The 15,069-nt window shown below is 71.1% G+C and carries 12 protein-coding genes; 5 read left to right on the top strand and 7 right to left on the bottom strand.

The window, feature by feature from the left end; translation table 11 throughout:
• Positions 1-60: 60 nt before the first annotated feature.
• Genes ASF88_RS10100 through ASF88_RS10080 form a run of 5 tightly spaced genes read right to left on the bottom strand, consistent with a single transcriptional unit; the run spans position 61 to position 6,739 of the window.
• On the bottom strand, positions 61-1,473 hold the full coding sequence (locus tag ASF88_RS10100; RefSeq protein ID WP_055917558.1) for an NtaA/DmoA family FMN-dependent monooxygenase: 1,413 nt from the start codon (positions 1,471-1,473) through the stop codon (positions 61-63).
• Positions 1,470-3,194 carry a dipeptide ABC transporter ATP-binding protein gene (locus ASF88_RS10095; RefSeq protein ID WP_082518888.1) on the bottom strand — a complete coding sequence of 575 codons (1,725 nt, stop codon included), beginning with the start codon at positions 3,192-3,194 and terminating at the stop codon, positions 1,470-1,472. The genes ASF88_RS10100 and ASF88_RS10095 overlap by 4 nt, the downstream gene beginning before the upstream one ends.
• Positions 3,191-4,078, bottom strand: a complete 888-nt coding sequence (locus tag ASF88_RS10090; RefSeq protein ID WP_055917555.1) for an ABC transporter permease — start codon at positions 4,076-4,078, stop codon at positions 3,191-3,193. The genes ASF88_RS10095 and ASF88_RS10090 overlap by 4 nt, the downstream gene beginning before the upstream one ends.
• On the bottom strand, positions 4,075-5,064 hold the full coding sequence (locus ASF88_RS10085) for an ABC transporter permease (RefSeq protein ID WP_055917552.1): 990 nt from the start codon (positions 5,062-5,064) through the stop codon (positions 4,075-4,077). The genes ASF88_RS10090 and ASF88_RS10085 overlap by 4 nt, the downstream gene beginning before the upstream one ends.
• A 34-nt stretch (positions 5,065-5,098) precedes the next feature.
• Positions 5,099-6,739 carry an ABC transporter substrate-binding protein gene (locus tag ASF88_RS10080; protein ID WP_055917549.1) on the bottom strand — a complete coding sequence of 547 codons (1,641 nt, stop codon included), beginning with the start codon at positions 6,737-6,739 and terminating at the stop codon, positions 5,099-5,101.
• Between the two features lie 227 nt (positions 6,740-6,966).
• On the opposite strand from ASF88_RS10080, the gene ASF88_RS10075 reads away from it, so the two are divergent.
• Both ASF88_RS10075 and ASF88_RS10070 read left to right on the top strand, forming a co-directional pair.
• Positions 6,967-8,586, top strand: coding sequence for a phospholipase D-like domain-containing protein (locus tag ASF88_RS10075; RefSeq protein WP_055917546.1), 1,620 nt, complete (start codon positions 6,967-6,969; stop codon positions 8,584-8,586).
• Between the two features lie 43 nt (positions 8,587-8,629).
• Entirely contained in the window at positions 8,630-9,163 is a 534-nt protein-coding gene (locus ASF88_RS10070) for a GIY-YIG nuclease family protein (protein WP_055917539.1), read from the top strand.
• A 157-nt stretch (positions 9,164-9,320) separates the two neighbouring features.
• Here the strand turns inward: ASF88_RS10070 and ASF88_RS10065 are convergent, their stop codons facing one another.
• Entirely contained in the window at positions 9,321-10,934 is a 1,614-nt protein-coding gene (locus ASF88_RS10065) for an MFS transporter (protein ID WP_055917535.1), read from the bottom strand.
• Between the two features lie 207 nt (positions 10,935-11,141).
• Between ASF88_RS10065 and ASF88_RS10060 the strand changes: the two genes are divergently transcribed.
• Positions 11,142-11,729, top strand: coding sequence for a TetR/AcrR family transcriptional regulator (locus ASF88_RS10060; protein WP_055917532.1), 588 nt, complete (start codon positions 11,142-11,144; stop codon positions 11,727-11,729).
• Positions 11,730-11,772: 43 nt separating this feature from the next.
• Complete coding sequence (locus ASF88_RS10055; RefSeq protein ID WP_055917529.1) at positions 11,773-13,500, top strand: cation:proton antiporter; 1,728 nt, start codon at positions 11,773-11,775, stop codon at positions 13,498-13,500.
• On the opposite strand, the gene ASF88_RS10050 is transcribed toward ASF88_RS10055, so the two are convergent.
• Positions 13,486-14,604, bottom strand: coding sequence for a hypothetical protein (locus ASF88_RS10050; RefSeq protein ID WP_055917525.1), 1,119 nt, complete (start codon positions 14,602-14,604; stop codon positions 13,486-13,488). The genes ASF88_RS10055 and ASF88_RS10050 overlap by 15 nt on opposite strands.
• A gap of 103 nt (positions 14,605-14,707) precedes the next feature.
• Here ASF88_RS10050 and ASF88_RS10045 point away from each other — a divergent pair, with 103 nt between their 5' ends.
• Positions 14,708-15,049, top strand: a complete 342-nt coding sequence (locus tag ASF88_RS10045; RefSeq protein WP_055917523.1) for a DUF2200 domain-containing protein — start codon at positions 14,708-14,710, stop codon at positions 15,047-15,049.
• The last annotated feature ends 20 nt before the right edge of the window (positions 15,050-15,069 follow it).

Genomic DNA, 15,069 nt, shown 5'->3' with positions numbered 1-15,069 from the left:
GCAGGCACCGTGCGCCGCGACGCTGTTTCGCGCGCCTTTCCGCGCCTTTCGGCCTCGGCGTCAGCGTGCGGGCAGCGCCGCATCCAGCGCAGGCTCGTGGAGGTTCGCGCCGCCGCGGTAGCGGGCGGCTGGGTGCCGCTCGGGGAGTCGGTTGCGGCCGTCGCCGAAGAGGCGCTCGCGCAGCGTGGCCGACCGCTCGCCCTCCTGCGGCAACCGGCCGCGGCGGCGCAGCTCGGGGATGACCAGGTCGGCGAAGTCGCGCGCCGTCTCGAACGAGTGGTACTGGCGCAGGTTGATGCCGTCCAGGCCGTCCTCGTCGAGCCAGCGCTCGATCTCGTCGGCCACCGTCTTCGCATCGCCGACCACCAGGAAGCGGTCGTCCCGGCCGTTCTTCACGAAGTCGAGTGCCTGGCCCACGGTCTTGTCCAGCGGGAGGAACGGCACCCGCTCCGCCGGGAACTCCGCTCGCGCCAGGGCCTCCCGCACGGTGATGTCGCGCGGGAACGCCGTCAGATCGACCGGGAGGCTGCTGTGCGCGAGGATGCCGTCGAGGCTGGAGTGCTGCTGGTACAGCCTCCACTTGTCTTCGGCCTCCTCGGTCGTGCGCCCGACGATCACGCCCGCCATCGCGATGAACTTGACGTCGTCGCGTTGCCGGTCGTGCCGTTCGGCGGCGTCGCGCATCCCGTCGGCGTTGCGGCGGAATTCCTCGCTCGTGCGGCCGCCGGTGAAGACGACCTCGGCGTGCCGGCCGGCGAACTCGATGCCTGCAGGCGACCCGGTCGCCTGGAACAGCACGGGCGTGCGTTGCGGCGACGGGTGCACGATGTGCGGCCCGGCGACGCGGTGCCGCTCGCCGACGTGGTCGATGTACCGCACCTTGGAGGGGTCGGTGAAGACGCGCGCCTCGCGGTCGGCGATGACGGCGTCGTCGTCCCAGGAGCCCTCCCACAGCTTGTAGAGCACGTCGAGGTACTCCTCAGCCCGGCGGTAGCGCTCGTCGTGCGGCACCTCGTCGTCGAGCCCGAAGTTGCGGGCGGCGTTGGGGAGGTACGAGGTCACGATGTTCCACCCGATCCTCCCCTTGGTGAGGTGGTCGAGGGTCGACATGCGGCGGGCGAACGCGAACGGCGGCTCGTACGTGGTCGAGAAGGTGACGCCGAAGCCCAGGCGCTCGGTCACTGCAGCCATCGCCGGCACGAGCAGCAGCGGGTCGAGGTTCGGGCTCTGGAGGCCCTCCCGCAGCGCGGTCTCGGGGCCGCCGCGGAACACGTCGTACGCGCCGATGACGTCGGCGAGGAAGATGCCGTCGAAGCCGCCGTGCTCCAGCAGCTGCGCGAGCTCCAGCCAGTAGTCGAGGTCGGCGAAGCGCTCGCGGTTGTTGCCGGGAAGCGGCCACAGCCCGTGCGTGATGTGGCTCACGCACGCCATCTCGAACAGGTTGACGAAGAGCTGCTTGGGTTCGGTGGTCATGCGTCGGTGCCTTCCGGGGTGTCGCGGGTGGTGCTGTCGAGGCCCGGGGCGAACTCCGGGATCGCGGCGATCAGATCACGAGTGTACGGCTGCTGCGGGCGCTCGAAGACGTCTTCGGCTGTGCCCTCCTCGACCACGCGGCCGTCCTTCATCACCAGCACGCGGTCGCTGAGGTGGCTGATGACGCCGAGGTCGTGCGAGATGAAGAGGTACGCGGCCCCCGACTCCCGCTGCAGAGCGACGAGGAGGTCGAGGATCTGCGCCTGGATGGTCACGTCGAGCGCCGAGACGGCCTCGTCGAGCACGATCACGTCGGGTCGCGGCGCCAGGGCGCGGGCGATCGCGACCCGCTGCCGCTGGCCTCCCGAGAGCCGCAACGGGAACCGAGGCAGCACCTCCGCGCTCAGGCCGACCTGCGCCAGGAGTTCGAGCACGCGGGCGTCCCGCTCGGCGGAGCCCGCGAACGGCTCCGCGCGGAGGGCGTCGAGCAGGATGCGCTCGACGGTCCAGCGCGGGTCGAACGAGCTCAGCGGGTCCTGGTAGACGACCGAGATGCGGCGGCGCAGCGCGCGGCGGCGCGCCTCCGGGAGCGACGACCACTCGTGCCCGAGCAAGCGCACGTCGCCCGCGTCGAGGTGCTCCAGGCCAAGGGCGAGCTTGGCGGTCGTGCTCTTGCCTGAGCCCGACTCGCCCACGATGCCGAGCGTCTCCCCCGCGTGCAGCGTGAACGAGACGCCGTCGACCGCACGGGTCACGGTGCCGTCGGAGGTGTGGAAGCGCTTGACGAGGTCGCGCGCCTCCAGCACCGGCTCGCCGATAGGCAGGCGCGGCGCCGGATCGGGTGCGCCGGGCGTGAGCGCGCGTCCCCGCGTCGCCTCGCCGGGCGCGGCGGCGATGAGTGCGCGCGTGTACGCGTTCTCCGGCGCGGCGAGCACCCGCTCGGCCGGCCCCTGCTCGAGCACCTCCCCGCCGCGCATCACCAGGATGTGGTCGGAGAGGCGCGCGACGACGGACAGGTCGTGGCTGATCAGGATGATGGAGGCGCCGCGCTCCTTCATGGCCTCCAGCTGCGCGAGCACCTGAGCCTGCACGGTCACGTCGAGCGCCGTCGTCGGCTCGTCGGCGATCACGATGTCGGGGTCGAGCGCGATCGCGGAGGCGATCAGCGCCCGCTGCCGGAGCCCGCCCGAGAGCTGGTCGGGACGCTGGCGGGCGCGCACCGCCGGGGCGGGCACCCCCACCCGCTCCAGCAGTTCCAGCACCCGGGCCTTCCGCGCCGCCCGGTTCCCCCAGCGGTGCAGGCGCAGCGCCTCGGCGATCTCCTTGCCCACGGGTCGCAGCGGGTCGAGCGAGACGAGGGCGTCCTGCAGCACGAAGCCGACGTCCCGACCGCGCACGCGCCGCCACTGCCGCGCGGTGAAGGCGCGCGCGTCCTCGTGGTGCAGCTCCAGCGCGTCGGCATCCACCGTGGCGTTGCGGCCGGCAAGGCCGACCAGGCTGCGTGCGGTGACCGACTTGCCCGAGCCCGACTCGCCCACGATCGCGACGCACTGGCCGGGCAGCAGGTCGAAGCTCACCCCGGACACGATGGGCCTGTGCACACCGTCGACGGTGAAGCCGGCGCGGAGGTTGCGCACCCGGAGGCGGACGGCGGGCCAGTCGAGCTCGCCCAGTTCGTTGGCGCCGACGTCCTCCGCAGTGCTCTGCTCGGCGATGCTCACGATCGCTCCCCCTTCTCCAGGCGCGCCTGGATGTACCGGCCGATGGTGGTCGCGGCGAGCGCGACGGCGACGATGACGAGACCCGGGACGACGACGAGCCACCAGGCCGTGGTGAGGTAGGCGCGCCCCGCGTCGAGCAGGGCGCCCCACTCGGAGGCGGGCGGCGCGACGCCGAGACCGAGGAACGAGAGGCTCGACGCCCACACGATGGACTGACCGATCGACAGCGCGAACACGGCGACCAGCGGCCGCAGCGCGTTCGGGAGGATGTGTGCGCGCACGATCCGCCAGCGCGAGTGGCCGAGGGCGGTCGCGGCCTCCACATAGCCCGAGTTGCGCGCGCCGAGGATCTGGCCGCGGATCATGCGCGCATACCCGGGCGCGGTGCCGACTCCGACGGCGAGCACCTGCGTCGCCGCGCTCGGCCCCGCGATGGCGATGAGCAGCAGCGCCAGCAGGAGGGCGGGGAAGGTGAACAGGATCTCCACGAAGCGGTCAACGACCAGGGCGACGGGCTTGACGCCGAGCGCGGCGAGCGTGCCGAGGATCAAGGCGAGACCGATGCTCACGGCAGCGGCTCCCACGCCGATGGTGAGCGAGTCGCGCGCACCCCAAACGATGCGGGTGTAGAGGTCGCGGCCCGACTCGTCGGTTCCGAACGGGTGCGCCCAACTCGGCGGCTGCAGCGCGGCGCCGTAATCGATGGCGGTCGGGAGGTGCGTCGTGAGGAGCTGCGGCGCGATCACCGCCACGAGCAGGAGGGCCGCGAACGCGATCGCGAGGTACAGGCCCCACGGCGCGCGGGCGAGTCGGGAGGCCGCGGACTGCCGGACCGCGGGTGCGCCGCCCGTCCGTTTCGGCGACGCGCTGGTGAGGGAGGTCATGACAGCTCCAACCGGGGGTCGATCACGGTGTAGACGACGTCCACGATGAGGTTCGCAGCCACGTAGACCACGGCGACCAGGGTCACGATCCCGGTGACGACCGGCAGATCCTGCGAGTTGACGGCGGTGACCAGTACGGAGCCGATGCCCGGGCGGGAGAAGATCGACTCCACGATCACGGCGCCCGACAGCGTGGCGCCGAGCGCCCACCCGGAGAGCGTGACCGCGGGGATCACCGCGTGCCGCAGGACGTGACGCAGGCGGATGCCCCACTCCCCCATGCCGCGCATCCGGGCCGAGAGCACGAACGGCTGGTCGAGCGAGCGCTCGAACTCGGTGCGCACGCTCTGCGCCATGAAGCCGGCGAGCGGGATGGCGAGCGTGAGCGCGGGCAGCACGATGCCGTTGGGCGCCGAGCCGCTGATGATCGGGAACCAGCGCAGCCCCAGCCCGAAGACGAGCAGCAGGATGATGCCGAGCCAGTAGGCGGGCAGCCCGGCGGTCACGACGTCCACGGTCGAGCCGAGTGCGCCGACCCGCGGGCCGCGGCCGGCGGTCAGCGTGACCCAGACGACCATGATCACCCAGGCCAGCGCGATCGCGGTGAGCGAGAGGGTGACGGTGCTGCCGAGCTGCTCGCCGATGATCGCGGTGACCGGCCGGTACTGCTGATACGAGTCGCCGAAGTCGCCGCTGACCAGTCCGCGGAGGTAGTCGAGGTACTGCACGATGACCGGCCGGGTCAGGCCGTACTGCGCGCGGATCTGCTCGAGCTCCGCCGGCGTGCGCAGCTGCACCTGGCCGGCGCGGATGTTGAGGATGGTCGTCGCCCGGTCGCCCGGGAGCGCGAGCTGGGCGAAGAACGCCACCGTCGCCGCGCCCCAGAGCACCACGGCCGCCGCCCCCACCTTCTTCAGGACGGTGAGGACCACCGCCCGCCCGCGCCGGGGCCGGACGGTCGTGACGACCGCCCCGGCCTCGGCCACGGCTGCGGCCTGGAGCTCACGTGGTGAGGCAGCCCTACTTGGTGAGATAGGCGTCATAGAACGTCGGCCCTCCCTGTGCGTGCTCCTGCCAGACGCCGTGCAGCTTCGGCGACACGGCGAGCGTGCTCAGCCGGTCGTAGACGCCGATCGAGAGGGCGTGCTGCGCGATGTAGTCCTGCGCCTTCTGGTAGTCGGCGTTCTGCTGCTCGATCGTCGCCGCGGAGTTGCCGTCGAGGATGTACTGGGCGAGCACCGGGTCGTTGTAGAAGGCGCTGTTGCTGAAGTTCGGGTCGTCGGCGGTGGACGGCCTCCAGTTGATGTAGAGGATGCCCGCCGTGACGGAGGTCCAGTAGCCGGCCTGGAGGTCGTAGGCGTCCGGCCCGGAGTACTTGCCCGAGAAGAACTCGCTCTGCGGCACCGGAATCAGCTTGACGTCGAAGCCGACCTTGCTCGCCTGCTCCTTGACGCCCTGCAGGATGGCAGCGCCGTCGGCGTTGATGATCGAGCCGGCGCCGTAGGGCAGCCGCACGGTCAGCGCCTGGCCGTCCTTCTCACGGACGCCGTCGCTGTTCTTCTGGCTCCAGCCGGCGGCATCGAGGAGGGCGTTCGCCTTCTTCGCGTCCTGGGTGTACCAGTCGGCGGCCTTCTGGCTGTAGCCGGGGGTCGCCTGGCTGACGCCGCCGTTGCCCTCCGACGGGATGACCCCGCGGCCGATCGTGTTCACGATCTCGGGGCGGTCGAGGCTGTAGGCGAACGCCTGGCGCACCTTCTCGTCGGTGAACGGGCCCTTCGCGGTGTTGAACGAGATCTGCTGCGGGCGGCCGGGGGTGACGAACTTCTCGAGCTGGTAGCCACCGCTCTTCAGCACGCTCCACTGCACGGAGGGCACGTCGTAGATCGCGTCGACCTGGCCTCCCTGCAGCGCGGCCACGCGGGTGGTCGGATCGGCGACGAACTTCCAGTCGATGGTGTCGACGTAGGCCGGGCCGGTGTGCTTGGCGTTCGCGGGCGGCGAGGTGTAGTCCTTGTTCTTCTTCAGGATGATGTCCTGGCCGCGGTTCCACTTGTCGACGGTGAACGCGCCGGAGCCGATCGGGGCCTCGCAGTTCTGCTCCTTGGTGCGGGTCTGCAGCGCGTGCTGCGACTGGATGCCGAAGTAGCCCTGCGAGAGGTTGTCCGCGAGCCGTGGATACGGGTGGCTCAGGTTGATCTGGAGGGTCTGGTCGTCGATCGCCTGGGCCGACTTGTAGTAGCCGTCGAGCCACACCTTGGCGGTGCTGTTGCCGCCCTGGACCCAGTAGTCGAAGTTGTAGGCGACGGCCGCCGCGGTGAGCGGTGTGCCGTCGGTGAACTTCACGCCCTTCTTGAGCGTGAAGGTCCAGGTCAGCCCGTCGTCGGACTGCTTCCACGCGGTGGCGAGCCACGGGACGACCTTGTGGTTCTCGTCGAGCGAGGTGAGGTTGTCGAGCACCTGATACGACAGGTACGCCTGCTCGATCCAGCCTCCGAAGACGCAGGCGGGCTCCTGCTGGTGGGCGTAGACGATGGTGCCGCCGTCGACCTTCTGGCCGCCGCCGGTCGCGGCGTCCGAGCCGCCGGCGCAGGCGGCGAGGGCGAGCACGCTGCTGAGCGCGACGGCGGCGCCGGCGAGGGTGCGGAGGGAACGGGAACGCATGGGATCTCCTGGAGCGGGTCGGGGATTGCTGAGGACGCGGGACGGGATGCAGCCCAGGATGCGGCCGTTCGCAACAGCGGTCGAGCCTGCGTGACCGTCTGTTTCGCCCGCGAAACACGGCGTCACGGAAGCTCGCGCTCCTCCGCGGGACATGCGATGGGCAGGGGTGGTGCGGGGGCGCACGACCCTCCTATGCTCCGGGCGGGGGATGACGTCGGGGAGCACTCATGAAAGTCACCAGCAGCAGCGGACCGTTGTCCGCACAGGCCATCGCCGGCAACGACGTCGTCCTGATCGGAATCGACCACGACCAGGCGACCATGCCGGGAGTCCACGGCTTCGGCATCGAACGACTCGACCACACGGCGGGTGAGCACCGCTGGCTGCCCAACCGGCTGCGGTTCACCGGGGCGCCGGCGGGCACGTGGACGACGGACGTGAACCCCCTGCAGACGTTCCTCTGGGGCGATTACACCGCCAAGGAGGGCCACGACTACACCTACATCGTCCACAGTCTGGAGGGGACGCCGGGCCAGGTGCTGACCTCCCGCGAGACGGTGACCCTGCCGATCTCGACGGCCCAGCCCGCGCAGCAGGGCGTGTGGTTCAACCGCGGGGTCATCTCGTCGCAGGCCTACGCCGAGCGCTTCCACAACGCCGAGCCGCAGGACGTCCCCAACAACGCGGCCTGGACCTGGCTCTCCCGCGGGCTCGAGGAGGCCCTCCTCGCGTTCATCGGGAGGGCGCAGGACGCGAGCTGGGAACTGCACGGGTCGTTCTACGAGTTCCAGCTGCCCGCGGTGCTCGGCGCGTTCGGCGTCGCCGCGCACGCCGGGGCCTCCGTGCAGCTCATCGTCGACGACGGCAACCCGAAGAACCACGACGCGGTGACCACCGCGGGCATCGACGACCTCGTCGCGCGGTGGCGGGCGCACGCGAGGATCCCGCACAACAAGTTCATCGTGGCCTCCCACGCCGGTGCGCCCGTCGCGGTCTGGACAGGATCGACGAACGTCACCACCAACGGCGTCTTCGGCCAGTCGAATGTCGGGCACTCGATCGACGACCCGACCGTCGCGGCGGCGTACCTCGCGTACTGGCAGCAGTTGCTCGGCGACCCGCCGTACAGCGCGCTGAACGACTGGGTGGACGCGAACGACGCGCTCCCGGACGAGTGGCCCGGCGGGGTCTCGGTCGTGTTCAGCCCGCACACGCACGCCACCGCGCTCGACCGGTATGCGGCGCTCTTCGGCAGCGCGAGCACGATCGCCTGCGGCACCTTCCCGTTCACGCTCGACTCGCGGTTCGGCGACGACCTGCCGGGGTCGCACGCCGCGCTCCGCTACCTGCTGTTCGAGGACGCGAAGGCGGCGGCCAAGGCCTCCGCCGCCGTCACCGACCCGAACACGACCATCGTCGCCGGAGCCTTCCTCCCGGCCGACGCACTCGCCGGGTTCGTGGCGGAGATGCGGAACCCGCTCTCCACCAACGTGGAGTACGTGCACAGCAAGTACCTGCTGATCGACCCGCTCGGCGACGACCCGATCGTCGTGACGGGGTCGGCGAACTTCAGCGTGGCCTCCACCACGGGCAACGACGAGAACATGCTGATCATCCGCGGCGACAGCGGGGTGGCGGAGGCGTACCTCACCGAGTTCATGCGGCTGTTCGACCACTACCGGTTCCGGTACACGCTGTCGCTGAAGCCGCACGAGCCGACGCCGGGGCCGCTGAGCGGAGTGGTGGCGGCGGTGGGCCTCGACCCGACCGACGCATGGTGGGCGAAGTACTACGCCGACCCGGGCCGCGCGCGGCAGCGGGAGGTGCTGGCGGGGACGGGCCACTGAGCGTCGCGCCTCCTCTGTCAGCGGCCGCAGGTACGGTCGCCGTGTGACAGCGCCATGTTCCCTGTGCAGCGCGCCCGCGCATCCCGGGGCGCCGCTCGCCCTGTGTCTCGCGCACCTGCTCGAGGCGCACGAGTGGGTGGAGGCCGAATACGGCCAGACGGACCTGCTGCCGTCGCCCTGCGCGTTCTGCGGGTCGAGGCTCGGCGTCCGCTACCCGTCCGGCTGGCTGTGCGCGGTGTGCGAGTGGAGGCTGGGCGAGCTCCCACCTGATGGCGCCAGGGCGGCCCGTGTGGACGTCGTGTATTACCTGCGGTTCCGCGACCGCGTCAAGATCGGCACCTCGGCAAACCCGGCGCAGCGCTTCGCGAGCCTCCCCCACGACGAAGTGCTCGCGTTCGAGCGCGGCGACCGCGCTGTCGAGCAGCTCAGGCATGTGCAGTTCGCCGCGCTGCGCATCCCCGGCACGGAGTGGTTCGAGACCGACGACGCGCTGCTCGCGCACGTCGCGTCGCTGCGGGTCCCCGACCCGTGGGCTCTGCTCGCGCGCTGGCGCAGCGAGGCCGCCGCCCGCGCCTGACGCAGTAAGCCCTGACGCAGTAAGCCCTGACGCAGTAAGCCCTTACGCAGTAAGCCTGACGCAGCAAAGGGAGGAGATCGGCGCACGTCGTGCACCGATCTCCTCCGTTCACCGCGATCCGGGGTGTCGCCCGGGCGGATCTCCTCCGTTGCCGACGCTAGGCGGCGGAGGTGGTCACGGCCGGGCGCGGCCCCTCGGCCTCCACTTTCGCGACGAGGCGGGCCATCTCGGCCGCCTCGACGTCGGCCGCACGAGCCGCGCTCAGCGGCTCGACGACCGCCGGCTCTGCCGCGGGCGCCGCGCGGAGCGGCTCCGCCGCGGCGACGCGGGCCTCGGCGTCGAGCCGGGCGAGGCCGGCCACGGCCGCCAGGTCCGCGGCCGCGGTCGCGCGACCGGCGCGCGAGCGCACCACGAGCGCCGCCGCGACCGTCACGACCGCCGCTCCGAAGGCCAGCACCCCGGCCGTCGCGAAGCCCTCGGTGTAGCCCGACTCGGCGGGGAGGCCTCCCGCGCCGATCGTGCCGGTCACGAGCGCGGTCATCACGGCGGCGCCGATGGCCGAGCCGACCGTGCGGAGGTTCGCGTTCATGCCGCTCGCGATTCCGGTCTGGGTCGCGGGGACGCTCTGCACGACGACGCTGGTGATCGCCGCGTAGATCAGGCCGAGCCCGATCCCGAACACACCGGACGCCGCGGCGACGGCGAAGAGCGTGCCGTGGAGGAAGGCGAGCGACAGGCTCGCCGCCGCCATCACGACCGCGGCGATCACGATCTGGGTGCGGAAGCCCAGCCAGCGTTCGAGCGGTCCGCTCACGAAGCCGGTCACCGCCATCGTCACGAGCATCGGCAGCATCAGGAGGCCGGACTCGGCCACGCTCGCGCCGAGCCCGTACCCGGTCGCCGTCGGGGTCTGCACGAAGCGCGGGAAGAACGCGAACACCGCGAACATGGCGGCCCCGATGAAGACGGCCGCGGCGTTCATGGACCACACGCCGGGCTCGCGCATGAGCCGCATGTCGACCAGCGGGTGCCGTGAGCGCAGCTCGACGACGACCCAGGAGGCCAGCAGCAGCGCGGCCAGGGCGAACAGCCCGATCACCTGCGGCGACGACCAGCCCCACTGGGCGCCCGTGCCGAGCGGCAGCAGGAGGGCGATGAGCCAGCCGGAGAGCAACGCCGCCGACCACGGGTTGACGCCTCCGGTCGCCCGGGTGGGCGACTCGGGGACGATGACGAGGGCCAGTACGGCGGCCGTCACGGTCAGGGCGACGGGAACGAGGAACAGTCCGCGCCAGCTGAGGAGGTCGGCGAGCGGACCCGCGAGCACCGTTCCGAGCCCGCTGCCCACGGCGATGATCGACGCGATCGCGCCGATCGCCGACGGCAGTCGGTGCGCCGGGAACTCGTCGCGGATGATGCCGAAGGCGAGCGGGAACATGGCGCCGCCGAGACCCTGCACGATCCGGCCCGCGATGAGCACGCCGATGGAGGGCGCGACGGCGGCGATGACGCTGCCGACGGCCACGGCCAGCAGCGCGAGCACGAAGACGCGGCGCTTGCCGACGAGGTCGCCGACGCGTCCGAGGAGCGGCGTCGCGACCGCGGCGGCGATCAGCCACGCGGTCATGGTCCAGGTGACGCCGGCGGTGGTGGTGTGGAGGTCCTGCTGGATGACCGGAAGGACCGGGACGACGAGCGACTGGAGGGTCGCGAAGGAGGCCACACTGAGAGCCAGAACGGCGAAGGTGGCGGAGGGACGGGATCGAGACACGGGGTACGGCTTCCTACTCGATGGCTGACAACGCTCGAACGCGGAGGTCGGCGTGTGGCCGACCGGGTGAACTTTCGGCTGCGGGAGAGCTACAATTGGAGGGAGGCTCCGATCGGAGGCCGCCTCCGGTTACGGATAAGACATTACCGGAGGGTGCCTCCACTTCGCAACCCTCAGTTTCTCCGACCCCTGGAAGGGACCACTGCCGTGACCGGCACCGACACCGCCCGCCCCCTCATCGCGCGGCCCCAGCGCGCCGACGCCCGACGCAACTTCGACGCGCTGCTCGCCGCCGCGCGCGAGGCGTTCGCGGCCGACGGCGCCGGCGCCTCCCTCGAGGACATCGCGCGGCGCGCCGGGGTCGGCATCGGCACGCTGTACCGCAACTTCCCCACCCGCGACGCCCTCGTCGAGGCCGTCTACGTCGAAGAGGTGGAGGCCGTTGTGCGCGCAGCGGAGGACGCCGCCTCCCTCGAGCCGTGGGAGGCCGTTCAGGCGTGGCTGCGCCGGTTCCTGCTCTACGTCGGCACCAAGAAGGCGCTCCTCGAGGGACTCAACAAAGACTCCCCCGTCCTGCTCAGCTGTCGCACCTCGCTCTACGACGCCGGCGATCCGCTGGTGCGCCGCGCCCAGGAGGCCGGCGAGCTGCGGCCCGACGCCTCCATCGGCGACGTCATCCGCATGGTGTCCGGCATCGCCGGCGTCGCGTTCGACGACGACGAGCAGCGCGATCGCGTCGTCGCGATGGCGATCGACGGCCTCCGCGCCCGCACTCCGGACGCACCGTCACTCTGAGAGAGCGTTCAGACTCACCCCTCGCGTTCCCTAGGCTTGAGGGATGGAGCTCGGTGTCTATGCGGTGATCGCCGTCGCGGTGATCGTCGGCGTGGCCGCCTTCGCCCGCAAGCTCGGCGTCGCCGCGCCCATCATCCTCGTGATCGTCGGAGTCACGCTCTCCGGGCTGCCCGGCGTCCCGGACATCGAGGTCCCCCCGGAGATCATCCTCGACGGGCTGCTGCCGCCGATTCTCTACGCCGCTGCGATCAGCGTGCCACTCACCGACTTCCGCAGGAATCTCGCGCCGATCGCCGGGCTCTCCGTCTTCCTGGTCGTCGTGACGGCGTTCGCCTCCGGCTTCGTGCTCTACACGATGCTCCCCGACCTCAACCTGGCGGCGGCGATCGCGCTCGGGGCGATCATCAGCCCGCCCGACGCGGTGGCGGCGACCTCCATCGGCCGCAAGCTCGGCCTGCCGCCCCGCTTGCTGACCGTGCTCGAAGGCGAAGGGCTCGTCAACGACGCCACCGCTCTCGTGCTGCTGCGCACGGCCCTCGCGGCGGCGGTCGGCGCCCTCGCGACGCCGATCGACGGCGTTCTGGACTTCTTCTCGGCCGTCATCATCGCGCTTGCGATCGGCCTGGTCGTCGGTTTCGTCTCGGTGTGGGTGCGCTCCAAGCTGAACGACCCCGTGCTCGACACCGCGCTGTCGGTCGTCGTGCCGTTCGCCGCCTTCGCGCCGACGGAGGCGCTCCACGGGTCGGGCGTGCTCGCGGTCGTCATCACCGGTCTCTACACCGGCCATGCCGCTCCCCGGCAATTCAGCGCCCAGGCCCGCATCAGCGACCAGATCAACTGGCGCACCATCCAGTTCCTGCTCGAGAACGGCGTCTTCCTGCTCATCGGTCTCGAGCTGCGCACGCTCATCGCCGATGTCGAGCACCCCGAGATCCTGAGCGTGTGGGACGCCGTGGGCATCGGCCTGATCGCCATGGCCTCCCTCGTCGTCATCCGCTTCATCCTGATCGGGCCACTCATCTTCCTCCTCCGAAAACGCGGCGAACGGGCAGAGAAGCAGGTCCTGCGGGAATGGCTGCTGATCAGCTACTTCCGTGACCATCCGGTGCGCTATCGCTGGCAGTCCCAGCGCAAGCGGCGCGCCGAGCTGCGGTACGAGCGTCATCGCAGCGACCTCGAGGAATTCCGTCAGGAGGCGATCGATTGGCGGGGAGGGGTGGTGCTGGGCTGGTCCGGCATGCGCGGCGTCGTCACACTGGCAGCCGCGCAGTCACTGCCCGACACCATCCCCTACCGGCCGCAACTCATCCTCATCGCGTTCACCGTCGCGGTCGTCAGTCTCGTGGTCCAGGGCGGGACCCTGCCCTGGCTGATCAAACTGCTGGGGTTGCAAGGCGTCGACGTGAAAGACGACAGGAGGCTGCTCGCCCAGCTGCTCGACGACCTGAGCGAAGCGGGGCTCGCCGTGCTCGACGACCCGGAGATCGCGGCCGGAACGCCCGCACCGGTCGACCCGGAGGTGGTCGAGCGGGTACGCCAGACCACCTACCTGCGGGCCGAGGCGGCCTGGGAACGCATCGTGCTCTACGACGCTCCCCCGGAGAACCGGCCGCATCACGTGTATCGCACGCTCCGGCTCGCCGTGGTCGACGCCGAACGCGACCGGCTCCTGCTCGAGCGTGCGCGCGGCGCCTACCCGTCTCGCATCCTCAGCGAGGCGCAGTCGATGCTCGACATCGAGGAGACCCGCCTGCGTTCACGCTCGCGGTAGCGGCCCGGCGACGACCAACCCGGCGGCGACGAGCTCATCGAGCAGGGCCTCGACGACGACCCGTGCGGAGCCGGCGGGGGCGGGGCCGAAGGCCGCCTCGGCAGCGGCGACGAGCGCCTCCAGCGGCTGCGGCGCCTGCAGCGCCTGCAGCGCCGCCCAGAGCACGGATCCGAGCGGTGAGAGCCGCGAGATTTGACCGCCGAGGAGGACCAGCATGTCGCCGTCGAGTTCGATCCAGTCATCCACACCCGCCCGCCCGTACGAGCCGGGCGGGATGGTGTCGGCGTCGGCCACGGACCCGCTGCGCTCGACGATCCCCGGGAACGGGAGGTGCGCACCGCGTCGCCGCAGCAGCTCCGACACCGGTTCGACCAGGTCGGCCGCGTCGTGATAGCGGATCACGTGAACACCGCCGGAGGCCTCGACGAGAGCATCCAGGCGCTGAAGGGCACTCGGAAGCGAGGCGAAGTAGCTGGTCTGCTCGATGACCGGGACAAGGGCCTCTTCGAGCCCGACCGTGGTGATCGTCGGGGCCACCTTCTCATCGCGACGGTCGAGGAGTGCGAGCCGCGTGAGCCGGAGGGGCGTGTGCGCCTCCAGCAGCCCGAGCGTGTCGGGGCCGGCGATCCGCTTGTTCAGGCCGTGGCGCTGCTTGACCGCGAGCGGCTTCGGGAACGCGTGCACTCTGCCCACGGCGTCGACGGCGACGGTTTCATCCGACACATACCCCAGCGCCGTCCCGAGCGACGACGCCACTGTCGTCTTGCCCGCGCCCGACGCCCCGATCAAGGCGATGACGTCACCGGTCGCCGGATCGGCCAGGCCCGCGGCGTGGAACATGAGGAGGTCCTCGCGCCTGCGATCGATCGCGCGGAGGTTGATCACCTGCCGAAGCGCGACGCTGACCTCGTCGAAGTCCCTCCCCCGGACGTCGGCGCCCGCGACACCGTCGCCGACGACGACGGAGATCGTCGCCGCTGTCGCGCCGCGACCGGAGACCCGCCTCCATTGAGCGCGCAGTCGGCGGACGTCGCGGCGTGTCAGCCCCGCGACCCGGACGCGCAGCCCGACGCCCAGCGCCTCGACGTCGAACTCCTGCGTCATCGGAACCGTCTTTCCGTCTCGCCGATATGTCTCATGGAAGCATACGGGACGAAAGTCACGGCCCCACGGGCCTGCGGGGCTCGCGAAGACTACCCTGGACGGCATGCACAGGATCTTCGCCTCGAGCTTCGCGAGCATCTATCCGCTCTACGTCGCCAAGGTCGAGCGCAAGGGCCGCAGCGCTGGGGACGTCGACACCGTGGTGCACTGGTTGACCGGCTACGACGAGACAGGGCTGAGGTCGGCGATCGACCGGGGCGTCGACCTGCAGACCTTCTTCGAGGAGGCGCCGGCGCCGAATCCGCGCGCCTCCCTCATCACGGGAGTCATCTGCGGCGTCCGCGTGGAGGAGATCGACGATCCGCTGATGCAGCAGTTGCGGTATATGGACAAGCTCGTCGACGAGGTGGCACGGGGCAAGAAGATGGAGTCCATCCTGCGCTGAGCCCTCCGGCGCCGCCACGC

It is taken from the genome of Leifsonia sp. Leaf336, from assembly GCF_001423695.1.
Classification (GTDB): Bacteria; Actinomycetota; Actinomycetes; order Actinomycetales; family Microbacteriaceae; genus Leifsonia.
The sequence above is the reverse complement of the archived record's forward strand: the minus strand, read 5'-3'. Positions and strand labels throughout refer to the sequence as shown.

Bases quoted from the DNA above. Each gene is read 5' to 3' on its own strand.
- ASF88_RS10100 (WP_055917558.1), bottom strand. From the start codon at position 1,473: ATGACCACCGAACCCAAGCAGCTCTTCGTCAACCTGTTCGAGATGGCG.
- ASF88_RS10090 (WP_055917555.1), bottom strand. From the start codon at position 4,078: ATGACCTCCCTCACCAGCGCGTCGCCGAAACGGACGGGCGGCGCACCC.
- ASF88_RS10080 (WP_055917549.1), bottom strand. From the start codon at position 6,739: ATGCGTTCCCGTTCCCTCCGCACCCTCGCCGGCGCCGCCGTCGCGCTC.
- ASF88_RS10075 (WP_055917546.1), top strand. From the start codon at position 6,967: ATGAAAGTCACCAGCAGCAGCGGACCGTTGTCCGCACAGGCCATCGCC.
- ASF88_RS10055 (WP_055917529.1), top strand. From the start codon at position 11,773: ATGGAGCTCGGTGTCTATGCGGTGATCGCCGTCGCGGTGATCGTCGGC.
- ASF88_RS10050 (WP_055917525.1), bottom strand. From the start codon at position 14,604: ATGACGCAGGAGTTCGACGTCGAGGCGCTGGGCGTCGGGCTGCGCGTC.
- ASF88_RS10045 (WP_055917523.1), top strand. From the start codon at position 14,708: ATGCACAGGATCTTCGCCTCGAGCTTCGCGAGCATCTATCCGCTCTAC.